Consider the following 11,893-nt stretch of genomic DNA (forward strand, 5'->3'; position numbering starts at 1 on the left):
ATGAAGCTCCCCACCGCGCTCCGCTCACGACGCACGCTCGTCGCTCTCATCACCGCTTCGATAGCGGTGATCCTCGTCACAGGTGTTGGCGTCTACGGGATCATCATCGGTTCCCGAGAATCCACGGCTCCAATCGGTCCGTCACCGTCGAGCACTGAACCAGCAGCGCAACCGTCGCGTGAGTCACCGGTCCAGCCGTCTCGGATCCCGACTATCCCCCACAGCACCGATGCGGAGACCTTCTCGCGCGGCGTCGCGACGGCGCTGTTCACCTGGGACACCGGCAGTGGGTTCCTGCCGCTGGACTATGCCGAAGTCATCCTCGATGTCGCCGACCCCACCGGCACCGAGCAGCCGGGGCTCGCAGCCGACATTGCAACGTACATGCCCACCCAGGACGCGTGGGCACAGCTGCGACAGTACGCGACGAGCCAACGCTTGGAAATCACGTCCGCGCACGTGCCGGATACCTGGGCCAACGCGCTTGCTCAGGCTCGCCCTAGCCAGCTCCCCGCAGGCGCCACCGCATTCACGATCGCGGGAATCCGCCATCGCTCCGGTCTCTGGAACGGTGACCAAGTCAGCGCTGAGCAAGAGGTCGCGTTCACGGTCTTCATCGCGTGCCCGCCCGATGACAGTTGCTACGTCTTGCGGCTCTCACAGCTGAACAATCCGCTGCGTTAGGAAGGCCAGCTCATGATGAAGAAGCTCGCGATCGCAGTCGTCGCCCTGATGTTCTTGGCTCCAACGCTAGGGCTCGTCACCGTCGGCCTCGTGATAAATCCCGCCGTTATTGCGTGTCTTTCCTCGTCAGGACTCACCTTGGGCAACGTGCCGGACTCTCTCGTGGTGACAACAGCGAATGGTGAGACGTTCACGCTCAACAAGCAGCAGCTGACTCACGTGGCCACGATCATCACCGTGGGCTCACGGATCGAGGGCGTCACCCGAGATGGCGTCCAGATCGCGATCATGGCTGCGCTCACCGAGTCGACGCTGCGGCAGCTCGCGAACACGGGCACCTACCCGGAATCCGGGGGCTATCCGAACGATGGAAGCGGGTCCGACCACGACTCGCTCGGCCTGTTTCAAATGCGCCCACAATCGGGCTGGGGATCCGTAGCTGAGCTGATGGACCCCGAGTATCAAGCTGCTGCGTTCTTTGGCGGACCGTCCGGCCCCAACTATCCCTCGCCCCGCGGCCTTCTCGACATTCCTGGATGGCAGAGCATGGGTAAAGGCGAAGCCGCTCAGGCGGTCGAGGTGTCTGCCTATCCTGACCGGTACAACAACTACGAGCCCGTCGCCGAGATGATCCTCACGACTCTCACGAGCGGCAAATCGACTTCTTCGACGACTGCCCCGTCTCCGGCTGACGCCGTGGCCGGATCCTCGCACGTCGTGTTCCCGTTGCCGGAAGGTACCTGGGTGCTCACTGGTGACTTCGGGCCCCGCTTTGACCCCATCACCGGAGAGAGGGCCTTCCACTCAGGAACCGACCTTGCTGCCGCTGACGGAACACCCATCCTCGCAGCAGCGGATGGTGTCGTGACAGTCGCGGAGTTCTCTGGCGGCTATGGCGGACTCGTCGTGATTGAGCACCGCATCGATGGCGAGACCATCGCGACCGCCTACGCGCATATGTGGGAGAACGGCATCCACGCCACCGTCGGAGAACACGTCATCGCTGGTCAACACATCGGTGATGTCGGCTCGTCTGGACACTCCACCGGTCCGCACCTTCACTTCGAAGTCCGCCCGGGTGGCACGAACGCTGAGGCGGTCGATGCGGCGAAGTGGCTCAACGATCACGATGCCGCCGACCTTCCGGAAGCCACCGCAGGAGCCGGATGCTCGGCAATGATGGGCGGCTTGTCGTGAACGTGTTTCCGGACTTCGGCAGCATGAGCGGTATCGGCGATCTCAAGGTTGTCATCGGAGCGATGCTCACGATCATCCTGATTTTTGCTGTCCTCATGATCATCATCAGCGCAATCATCTGGGCCATCGCCACCTCCACTGGCAACCCGGGGGCCGCCGCGAAAGCACGCGCCGGGGTCTTCGTCGCGCTGGGCGCCGCGGTCCTCGCTGGCGGTGGCGTGACGTGGATGAACTGGCTCATTCAGTTGGGTGAGCAGCTGTAGCTCGCTTGTTCGTACCTGTCGAAAGGGACGACCGGCGCACCTGGCTCTCGACCATGTTTCAGCTACCGCCGACGGCGGTGTTCATGCCAAAGGAGCCACCGTGTTCGAACTCATCACGACCATCGCCTCAGCCCTGCCGATGGACATCGACATCACCCCGAATGATTCGGGGCTGCCGGGGATTGCGCAGCTGCGCACGATCGTCGGCGCCGTCATGACGATCGGCCTGATTCTCTCCGTGCTCGCGCTCATCATCTCGGCGATCGTCTGGGGATTTGGGTCAAACTCGTCCAACCCGCACCTCGCCTCTCGCGGCAAACTCGGCGTACTCATCTCCTGCGGTGCCGCCGTCATCTGCGGCGCATCAGTAACGCTCATCAATTTCTTCTGGAACGTCGGACAGCAGGTCTGAGACCCACCCATCCATCACTTCCAGGAGGCCTGCGATGAGTGTCTGCGATATTCCTGTCATCTCCAACGTGTGTGATGCCGTCGGTGAAGGTGCCGCGACACTCGTGTCGGCGCCATTCGACTGGCTCGCCTCCACGATGGGGCAAGCTGCCGGATGGCTCATCGAAGCCATGTGGACCGTCTTCGACAGCACAACCCTCGTGGATGTCCAATCCCCGGGCTACCTGAACGTCTACAACCTGCTCTTCGGCATCGGTGTCTTCATCGTTCTCCTGTTCTTCTGCTTCCAGCTGATCCTCGGCCTCATCCGACGCGAACCCGCCGCACTTTCCCGCGCAGCCCTCGGCGCAGCCAAAGCTGTTCTGGGGTCGTTCGTGGTCATTACGTTGACGGCGACGGCTCTTGAGATCGTGGATCAGCTGTGCATTGGGGTTGTTCAGGCCGCAGGAGAAACCACCGCCACCATGGGCGACAAGATCGCGCTCCTCACCGCAGGACTCACAACAATCAACATCGCCGCTCCCGGGGTCGGCGCGATCGTCACGATCTTCCTCGCCGGACTGATGATCTGTGCTGTCGCTATCGTGTGGTTCTCGCTCCTGATTCGCAAGGCCCTGCTGCTCGTCGCAATCGTGCTCGCGCCCATCGCTTTCGCTGGGGCGGCATGGGACGTCACCCGCGGATGGATCGGGAAATGGGCAGCGTTCGTGATCGCGCTCATCATCTCCAAGCTCGTACTCGTCGTCGTGTTCCTCATTGCGATCACGCAGGTCTCGACCCCGATCGAGGCTGACCTGTCAGCCGTCACCGAACCGATCTCAGGCATCGTGCTGCTGTTCATCGCAGCCTTTGCGCCGTACATGGTCTACCGATTCATTTCGTTCCTCGGCTTCGATCTTTACCACGCGATGGGAAGCGAGCAGGAAGCGAAGAGCGCTGTGAACCGACCGGTGCCAGTGCCGTCGAAGCCTCAGAGCGACGGAGTGAAGAAAGTTCTCGACGGTGGCTCCGGTGGTGGCGGGACATCCAACGCCGCTCCAGCAGCAACCGCTTCACCCAGCGCGTCTGCTTCGGGTGGGGCGACGTCCGGCGGATCAGCTGCCGGAGCGGGGGCGGGAGCCAGTGCAGGTGCCGGTGGCGCTGCCGCAGCGGCTGGCCCAGCAGCGGCAGCGGTCATTGGCGCGAAGGTCATCAAAGCTGCCGCTACTGCCGGGCCCCAGCTCGGAGGCGCTGTCGGTGGCACGGCCGAAACTGCGGCTGCCGGTGCGGGTGGTTCGGGTGCGGCTGCACCCGCTCCTCATTCCACGCCTCAGCCTCCCGCACCGCGATCGGATCCAACACCACCCAGAACCCAGCAGCCACGATCTGGGAAGGAATAACTGAGCATGCCAAAGGACTACGACGATCAACGAGCCGGGGACCTCATTCCGGTGAAACTCTCCCGACTGACACGAAGGGGCATCCTGCTCGGACTATCCCTCTCACAGCTGGTCGCGCTCGGAATGGGTGTGACCACGCTTGTGTGGGCCTTCTATGCCGGAGGCGGCATGCTCATCGCGTTCTCGGCACCCGTATGGCTCTGTGCCGCGGCCGTGGTGTGGATCCGGATCGCTGGACGTCCGATCGTCGAATGGATTCCCGTTGCCTTCTGGTGGATGTGGAAAACCACCGGTGGACAGTTGCTCTACCGGCGGCGTGTTGTGAAGCCGCGACCTGCGGGCTCGCTCGCGCTACCCGGCGACATGGCACGACTGCGCGAGTACGACGACCCGACCACCGGCGCCGGAATGGTTCATGACCCGACCGCCAGTACCCTAACGGCCATCGTTGCGGTCTCGCACCCAGCATTCGCGCTCCTCGATCCCGGTGAGCAGGAACGGCGTGTCTCCTCTTGGGGGCGTGTGCTCGCGACCGTGTGCAGGTCCGGGCGCCTCTCAATGCTGCAAGTGCTTGAGCGCACCCTCCCGGACTCCGGGACAGGACTCGCTGAATGGTGGGCATCGCACGGCAACGCAGATGGCTCCTGGGCCTCGACGACGTACGCCGAACTCATCGACCGCGCAGGACCCGCTGGAGAACGCCACGCCACCACGCTCTCCCTCTCGCTCGACATGCAGACAGCGGCACGACAGATCCGCACTGCCGGTGGCGGCATCCGTGGCGCTGCGGCTGTTCTTCGCCAAGAGATGTCTACATTGGTCGCCGCGCTGCGCTCAGCAGACCTCGCACCCTCATCGTGGTTGACGTGCGGCGAGATCGCCGTCATCCTGCGTTCGGCATACGACCCGGCAGTCGCCGCGACGCTTGAACGGCACGGCGAACTCGGCCAGTCGCTCGCCACCGCAGGTCCGGTCGCAGTGAACGAATCCTGGTCTCGACTACGCACAGACTCGGCCTTCCACGCGGTGTTGTGGATCTCAGAGTGGCCGCGGTCGATGGTCTACCCGGGCTTCTTGGCACCTGTGCTCCTGTCGACCGGGATACAGCGGTCCTTCTCGCTGCTCTGCACACCGATGCGGTCCGACCAGGCAGCGCGTGACATCCGGAAAAAGAAGACGGAGTACATCTCAGACGCAGCTCAGCGTCAGCGCATCGGCCAGCTAGAGGATGCCTCGCAGACGGCCGAGTTTCAGGACGTTCTCCAGCAGGAAGCCGATCTCACCGCTGGGCACGGCGTCCTGCGCTACACCGGACTCATCTCAGTGTCCGCACGAACCGCTGATGACCTCGACGCCGCCGTCGCCGCGATCGAGCAAGCCGCCATTCAAGCGTCCTGCGAGACGCGACTCCTCGTCGGACAGCAGGCCCAAGCGTTCACCGCGGCGGCGCTGCCACTGTGTAGGGTTGTGTGACTCGTCAATCTAAGGAGGAAGTCGATTGACGGCGGAACTGGCGCGTACTACCTATTCAGCCACGATCGAGTTCTCTTCATCTGCGCGATCCCGTGCACTTTCAATCCGGAGTTGGCTCGCCGCCACACTGTGCACCCCGTCTTCGACAACGACTGCGAAATTGTCGATCTGCTCATCGTCCGCCGCGGAAGAGAACATCCAGGTGAAGTCCTTCCGATCAGTGGCGACGCTGATCGTCGACCGCACGTTGTCTGCTTGATTGCGGCGAGGTCGCACATACCGGACTTCGCTCAACGGGAACACGGCCCCCAGTTCGCCCTCCCGAAGTAGAGCACGCGGAGACGCAGTGACGATCCGCTGGTCTGTGACAGCTACAAACGTGCTGGAGGCGATCTTGTCCACGATCGCGGCCGCCCTCCCTGGAGCCAAAGCATCCCAAGATGCATCGACCCGCTTCGCGAGCACCGCTGGCACGAGCGCCGCAAGGGTCCCTCCCGCCTCATGCGGAAACGCAATCCCCTGAAGGACTTCTGTGTCGTCCATGAACCATCGGAGTATCTGAAGGTAGGGATCGAGGTCTAAGTCTTCCGGAGCGAGCACGACATCGGGAGCACTCGGCTTGTCAACAGGTGGGTGCATGATGTTCGCAACCGGTTCGAAGGCCTCAAGCAGCTGCGCGCATGTCAGTTGCGACGCCTTGGCATCTTTTCGTTTCTTTGTGAGCGGCATAGTGGCACGGCCGGGAAGCTCAGCGATAATTCTTAGCTCGCGCACGAGCTCCTTGGTCAGGATCGCGATCTCATCACGCGCGGCCTGGATCTCGATCGGAGTATCCCGAGTAATGCGCTCGAACAGCTGGGCTTCGCTCTCGTCATCCGCACTTCGCGTTCTCGCCCGTACTGCCTTGATCGCTTGGTACTCCGCGTATGCCTTCAGAGAGCTGAGCAATGAGTAAGTGTCGAACACCATTGCCTCAGCATTGGACTCCAGGAATTGGCGCCGTGGGCGCCCCTTGAGCTTGCCAAGCTCCTGAACGTAATCCGCGACATTCCTTCGATAGAGCTTCATTTGCTTTCGTAAAGACGGATAACTCGCCGCGATTGAGTCCCACACGGAGTCAGGCACGGCCTCGATACTCCGCGCATGGTCGACCGCTTCATCCACAGCCTCAACCAATGCTTCAAGCTCAGACCATTGCTCATTTCGGATCGATTTCAGAGTTTGGGTGGTCAGCGCAATATTTGTGCGCACGAGACCCGAAATCTCTCCAAGCTGCATCTGGAGTGCCAGCATGGCAACAGCCGGGCCAATGGCAGCGATGGCCGTCGCGGCAGTCATAGAAGCAGGGATGAAGCGTGCCTGTGCGACCAACTCCCCATTCTTGAAGATTGCCCCGAGCTTTGCGCCGTCCTTTGCCGCCAGCTTGCCCCCACTCTGGAGCAAGGACAACGTTGCGTCGTTGACTCGGTACAGCCCTTGCGCGCTGGAAATAGCCTCGGCGACATTGCCAACTACGGTCCCGATGTTCCCAATCGTCCCCAGCGCTGTGTTGAGTTGCGCTCTGTCGAACGACGGAAGCATGTCGAGATCGAATAGTTCTAGGCCCTCCGGAACTTCGCCGAAGACAACGGCAATGCCTGGCGTTACCTCCACCAGAGTCGTGGACGTCACCTCTTCAAGCTCAGTAGTGTCTCCAGCCCGCGGACCATCGACGTCGTGCTGCGCCGCAGAGTCGTCATCGGTTTCGCTGTGAGCTGCTGACGAGTCATCCATACCCGGTCGTCCCCTCCCCGGTGGCTGAGACGCAGCTATCACCGATCCACACCACAAGTATCGCAGGGAGGTCCGACATCTCCAGAAGCGACGGTGCACCTGGCTGGTGTCCAAAGCCACAACTCAGGAGGTCATCATGCCCACGTTCTACGATCCCGGTGCAGATGCCGGGGAAGCATCCGAAGCGTTGCGCGGGCTCGCGCACGCAACGCGCACGTTTGAAAGTCCGCAGGATCTGTACGGCGTTCTCGGCGACCTGCTGTCAGGCGTGCGATCGCTCAAGCAGGTTCTCGATCAGCTCGCTGCCGCCCACATCAAGAATCGACCTCGTGCGTTTGACGAGCACGGTGACCACTCCATCGGATCCAATGATGCTTTGGCCGCGGCCGACGAACTTCACCAGGCGGCGACCCTGATCGACCAGGCAGAGGAACGGCTCGACGCCGCGGCGGGTGCGGCGAGTCGCGTTGCTTGGCACGAAGCTCCAGCCAGCGAAGCATCGACAATCGCTCGTTGGATCAATGTCGTCTTCCTGCAAGGTCAAGAAGCAGACGAGGTGCTGGAGATGATCGACGCCGACGGTGCTCTCGCTGGGCTCAACCATCTGAAGTATTGGGATTACGGTGACGAGACCACCAGCGCAGCGATGGAGAACGGATACGTCTACGACGCACCGCCGAGTGGCCCGCTTGAGCATGAACTGCGCGACGGTGATTACCACCTCGCCTACAGTCACGCGTTCGCGCACGTCGCGCTCTACCGAATCCACGCGGTGGACACGGCAGATCAACTGCCCGATGACGTTCGAAGCGTCCCTGCTCTGTCGGCACCTAGCCGTACTCACGGTTCACAGCGAGCGTCGTGGTTTGAGCCCGCCAGCATCACGGCGGTCAGGCAGCAGCGAGGTCTAGGACTATGAGCCACGATGATGCCGAGCGCCTGCACACTTCGGTTCTCGTCGCTCCAGCATCCGAGAAGCGGCGCATACGCAGGCAGCGCAGGCAGGCTGCCGCGGAGTTGCAAGCGGAGCAGCAGAGAGCAGAACATCAGGCGTCCCGCGCCAAGTACGCCGCTGATCTGGCTGAGCGCCGAACAACCACATTCATTTCGCCAGCTGGCGAACCGGGACCAACGCAGCTGCGTTCGCCCGGGAGGCTTCGCCTGCCACGGCATCAAGACACGTCGGCAACTCTTGCTGGTGCATACCCATTCCTGGCTGAAGGCGGGCTCGGATCCGACGGGGTCTTCGTTGGTCAGGATCTGTACTCAGGTGGCTCCTTCGTTTACGACCCATGGGTGCTTTACGCGCGCGGCATCATCACCGCGCCGAACCTCGTGCTCGCGGGCATTGTCGGATCCGGAAAATCCAGCTTGGCCAAGAGCCTCTACACGCGATCGATCCCGTTCGGGCGTCGCGTCTACGTCCCCGGCGATCCGAAGGGTGAGCACACTGCGATCGCTGAAGCTGTGGGCGGTCGGGCGATCGTGCTCGGTCATGGGCTTGCTGCTCGGCTGAATCCACTCGACGAAGGCTATCGACCAGCAGGAATGAGCGATGAGAGCTGGTCGTCCACGGTCGGCGCGCGACGCCGCGACCTGATCGGCGCGCTCGCCGAGACGGTCCTCACTCGACCACTCACACCCTTGGAGCACACCGCAATTGACACCGCCCTGACCGAGGTCGTTCGAAGCAACGACGTTCCGGTCCTTCCCATGATTGTTGAACACATCCTTGCCCCGACTGCCCAGGCGGATCCGGATGGGCGCCTAGCCGAAGACGGACGTCTTGCTGGGCATGCCCTGCGACGCCTTGTCGCAGGTGACCTCGCCGGGCTCTTCGATGGTCCATCGACAGTGCGTTTTGATCCGTCGCTACCGATGATCTCCCTTGACCTATCGAGAGTGACGGAGAACTCGACCCTGACCTCGGTCCTCATGACCTGCTCGTCGGCTTGGATGGAATCCGCCCTACTTGACCCGAACGGCGGGCAGCGCTGGTGCATCTACGACGAAGCATGGCGCCTCATGTCTCATCCGGCGTTGTTGCGCCGAATGGATGCGCACTGGCGGCTCGCTCGCCACTACGGGATCGCGAACATGCTGATCTTCCACAAGCTGACCGACTTGGAGAATGTCGGTGACCAAGGTTCCGCAATGCGAGCCCTGGCAAGCAGCCTTCTCGCCAACGCCGAGACGCGAATCATCTACCGGCAAGAATCCGATCAGCTCGGGGCCACTGCTAGAGCGCTCGGCCTGACGGGGACCGAACAGAAGCTACTGCCGGGTCTCGGTGTCGGCCAGGGACTGTGGCGCATCAAGGATCGCTCTTTCGTCTGCCAACACCAACTGCACCCTGGGGAGCTGGAACTCTTCGACACCACGAGCCGCATGATGAGCTGAATCATTTCAATTGCCATGTCGGCGGCTACTGTGCAGAACCGAACGATCCGTCGCACAATGACTCCACCGTCCGCAGACTGTGGCTTTGTCAAGCTGAAGTGGCTCTTCCCAGATGAGGGTGTAGGTCGGCCGGGAGCGTCGGTCCGCAGATAGACGTCGAGGTCTCCCGACGACGGAGGTTCCTACGCCATCCGTCCGAAAGACCTCGACGTGACCGACGCTACCCCGCCGGCCGGCTTCGGCCGCCCTGACCTGACCGCCTTCGCGTCTTATCCCGATCGGCTCTGATCGGGTCTGCTGACCCTCTCGACGAGAACGCAGCGACATCACAGCCACCCAACCTCGACCGTCCGGGAAGCCGGGACACGTCACATGGGCTGTGCTGCGGGCGTGTCGAGTGGGTCGTCCAGGGGCGACGCAGGAGCGTCGACGCGACGTGCTGAGAGGTGGTTCCAGTCGAGCGCTAGGACACCGGCTACAGGCATGGCGATAGGTCAGGAACGGCGTCGCTCCCTGCGCAGGAGGGAGCGCAGAGTCTCGGCGTTCGCGTAGCCGACCCGTAGCGCGATCTCGGCGGAGGTGAAGTCCGTGGTTGCTGAGAGGTGCCGAGCTCGTTCGATGCGAAGCCGTTGGACGAAGCCGAGCGGAGTGAGGTTGAGCGCCGCACGGACTCGTCGTTCGAGGGTGCGCCGGCTGGTGCCGAGCGACTGCGCGACGAAGGCGACGTTGAACGGTTCGTCCAGGCGGGCGCGCACGAAGCGTTCGAACTCGACGACGATCGGGTCCTCGTGCCGGAGATGTTCGTAGGCGACGAAGGCCGCCTGCGACGGACGCTCGTCGATGATGAGGAGCTTGGCGACATGTTGGGCCAGGTCGGGGCTGATCGATCGCACGAGTGAGAGCGCGAGGTCGATGTGGGCGAACGCGGCGCCGGCGGTGACGAGGTTCCCGTCGACCACGACCATGGTGTCGAGATCGAGGGCGACGGTCGGATAGCGCTTCCGGAACTCCGGCCCCAGGAACCAGCTGGTCGTCGCCCTCCGATGATGCATCCGTCCGGTCTCGGCGACAGCGAACACGCCGGTGCACGCCGCGGCGATCCGGGTGGTCGCCTCGTCGAGGCGCCCGAGCGAGGCGATGACCGAACGAGCATCTCGGCTCTGGAGGGCGTCGTTGGTAGCGGCGGCCGTAAGGGTTCCAAGCGCAGGGACGACGACCACGTCGAACTCTCCGGACTCCGACAGCGGGTGGTCCACCGACAGGGTCATCGATGCCGTCGTGGTCACTCGCCGTTTCGGTCCGAGGATGGCGAGTTCGATCGGGTCGATCCGCGGGTCGACATCGCCGCGGGCTCCGTCGGCCACCCGCACGATGTCGATGATCGACGCGATAGCCGAACCGAAGCAGCCGTCGATCGCGATCAGTCCGATACGCATGACGTAAACAATAGCAATACTGCCGTATACGCCACTCCCCACCGGCCCTCGCTCGTCATACGCTGAACTCGTCCCACGAAGAACCCCGACGTCAAGGAGAGTCCCTCATGTCCACACCCGCATCACTTCCGTATGCCTTCGTCGCCAAGATCGTCGCGGCCGATGGACAGCACGACGCGGTCGCCGATCTGCTCGCCGGCGCTGTCGCGCTCGCCAACGAAGAAGTAGGAACGATTGTCTGGTTCGCGGTCAGGACCCACGCCGACACCTTCTGGATCTTCGATGCATTCCCCGACGAGGCCGCTCGCGACGCCCACGCCAACGGCGCCATCGTCGCAGCCCTGATGGCCAACCAGCACCTCCTCGGCGCAGCACCCGAGATCCTGGCGGCCGACGTCCTCGCGTCCAAGCTCCCGTAGTCCGCCAACGCACGAGACGATCGCGCCCCGCCGAGCCGTCGCCAGGTCGCGACGCAACGCCACGCTGCGTTGCCGAGCGGTGCGAGGCCTATCGGCACACGGACAGGATGCCGGCCGCGAGCGCTCAGCCGGCGAGGGGTCCGTCGCAGAGGAGAGCGACGTCGGTGTCGGGCAGAGCCGTGAGGCCAGCGCATCGCGCGACCACCAGAACGGTTCGCCGGAGCCGCCTGTCGGAATCGAACCGACGACCTAATCACGTCGGCTTTGCGTCTATCGCTTGATGCGCCCACTGGGCGAACGAGCCGCTGACCTGCGCAAACGCCGGGGCCTTGGCCCTTGATCGTGGACACGGTGTCGGTTCGGTTATGCCGCTTCCGCGAGCGTAGCGGAGCGTGCGGCTTCGTAGGCGTTCGGGCTGATGTTGCCGATCGCGGAGTGGCGCCGGCGAGTGTTGTAGC

General features: G+C 63.1%; 10 protein-coding genes and 1 pseudogene. 9 read left to right on the top strand and 2 right to left on the bottom strand.

What is annotated here, in order from left to right; genetic code table 11:
• From AB0O87_RS15185 to AB0O87_RS15210, 6 genes and pseudogenes are all read left to right on the top strand, one after another.
• Positions 1-684 (top strand): hypothetical protein, encoded by a 684-nt coding sequence (locus AB0O87_RS15185; RefSeq protein ID WP_363517750.1) that lies wholly within the window; start codon positions 1-3, stop codon positions 682-684.
• A 12-nt stretch (positions 685-696) separates the two neighbouring features.
• Positions 697-1,833, top strand: a pseudogene (locus tag AB0O87_RS15190) (M23 family metallopeptidase); the annotation flags it as partial.
• 44 nt (positions 1,834-1,877) lie between these two features.
• Positions 1,878-2,144, top strand: coding sequence for a DUF6112 family protein (locus tag AB0O87_RS15195; RefSeq protein WP_363517753.1), 267 nt, complete (start codon positions 1,878-1,880; stop codon positions 2,142-2,144).
• 100 nt (positions 2,145-2,244) lie between these two features.
• Complete coding sequence (locus AB0O87_RS15200) at positions 2,245-2,556, top strand: DUF6112 family protein (RefSeq protein ID WP_191719927.1); 312 nt, start codon at positions 2,245-2,247, stop codon at positions 2,554-2,556.
• A gap of 34 nt (positions 2,557-2,590) precedes the next feature.
• Positions 2,591-3,934 carry a conjugal transfer protein TrbL gene (locus AB0O87_RS15205; protein WP_363517756.1) on the top strand — a complete coding sequence of 448 codons (1,344 nt, stop codon included), beginning with the start codon at positions 2,591-2,593 and terminating at the stop codon, positions 3,932-3,934.
• Between the two features lie 6 nt (positions 3,935-3,940).
• Positions 3,941-5,407 carry a PrgI family protein gene (locus AB0O87_RS15210; protein WP_363517759.1) on the top strand — a complete coding sequence of 489 codons (1,467 nt, stop codon included), beginning with the start codon at positions 3,941-3,943 and terminating at the stop codon, positions 5,405-5,407.
• Between the two features lie 51 nt (positions 5,408-5,458).
• Here AB0O87_RS15210 and AB0O87_RS15215 read toward each other — a convergent pair whose 3' ends face one another.
• Entirely contained in the window at positions 5,459-7,180 is a 1,722-nt protein-coding gene (locus AB0O87_RS15215) for a hypothetical protein (protein ID WP_363517762.1), read from the bottom strand.
• Between the two features lie 136 nt (positions 7,181-7,316).
• Here AB0O87_RS15215 and AB0O87_RS15220 point away from each other — a divergent pair, with 136 nt between their 5' ends.
• Together AB0O87_RS15220 and AB0O87_RS15225 are read left to right on the top strand one after the other, a co-directional pair.
• Positions 7,317-8,099, top strand: coding sequence for a hypothetical protein (locus tag AB0O87_RS15220; protein WP_363517765.1), 783 nt, complete (start codon positions 7,317-7,319; stop codon positions 8,097-8,099).
• Positions 8,096-9,580, top strand: coding sequence for an ATP-binding protein (locus AB0O87_RS15225; protein WP_363517768.1), 1,485 nt, complete (start codon positions 8,096-8,098; stop codon positions 9,578-9,580). The genes AB0O87_RS15220 and AB0O87_RS15225 overlap by 4 nt, the downstream gene beginning before the upstream one ends.
• Before the next feature lie 494 nt (positions 9,581-10,074).
• Here the strand turns inward: AB0O87_RS15225 and AB0O87_RS15230 are convergent, their stop codons facing one another.
• Complete coding sequence (locus AB0O87_RS15230; protein WP_166999605.1) at positions 10,075-11,016, bottom strand: helix-turn-helix domain-containing protein; 942 nt, start codon at positions 11,014-11,016, stop codon at positions 10,075-10,077.
• Between the two features lie 107 nt (positions 11,017-11,123).
• On the opposite strand from AB0O87_RS15230, the gene AB0O87_RS15235 reads away from it, so the two are divergent.
• On the top strand, positions 11,124-11,435 hold the full coding sequence (locus AB0O87_RS15235) for an antibiotic biosynthesis monooxygenase (protein ID WP_033107114.1): 312 nt from the start codon (positions 11,124-11,126) through the stop codon (positions 11,433-11,435).
• Positions 11,436-11,893: the final 458 nt, after the last annotated feature.

Origin of the sequence: Microbacterium sp. NPDC076768, assembly GCF_040687205.1 — a bacterium.
Classification (GTDB): Bacteria; Actinomycetota; Actinomycetes; order Actinomycetales; family Microbacteriaceae; genus Microbacterium.

What these genes read in the sequence shown, in the direction of transcription:
- AB0O87_RS15185 (WP_363517750.1), top strand. Translation starts at nt 1, where the DNA reads ATGAAGCTCCCCACCGCGCTCCGCTCACGACGCACGCTCGTCGCTCTC.
- AB0O87_RS15235 (WP_033107114.1), top strand. Translation starts at nt 11,124, where the DNA reads ATGTCCACACCCGCATCACTTCCGTATGCCTTCGTCGCCAAGATCGTC.
- AB0O87_RS15205 (WP_363517756.1), top strand. Translation starts at nt 2,591, where the DNA reads ATGAGTGTCTGCGATATTCCTGTCATCTCCAACGTGTGTGATGCCGTC.
- AB0O87_RS15220 (WP_363517765.1), top strand. Translation starts at nt 7,317, where the DNA reads ATGCCCACGTTCTACGATCCCGGTGCAGATGCCGGGGAAGCATCCGAA.
- AB0O87_RS15215 (WP_363517762.1), bottom strand. Translation starts at nt 7,180, where the DNA reads ATGGATGACTCGTCAGCAGCTCACAGCGAAACCGATGACGACTCTGCG.
- AB0O87_RS15225 (WP_363517768.1), top strand. Translation starts at nt 8,096, where the DNA reads ATGAGCCACGATGATGCCGAGCGCCTGCACACTTCGGTTCTCGTCGCT.
- AB0O87_RS15210 (WP_363517759.1), top strand. Translation starts at nt 3,941, where the DNA reads ATGCCAAAGGACTACGACGATCAACGAGCCGGGGACCTCATTCCGGTG.
- AB0O87_RS15230 (WP_166999605.1), bottom strand. Translation starts at nt 11,016, where the DNA reads ATGCGTATCGGACTGATCGCGATCGACGGCTGCTTCGGTTCGGCTATC.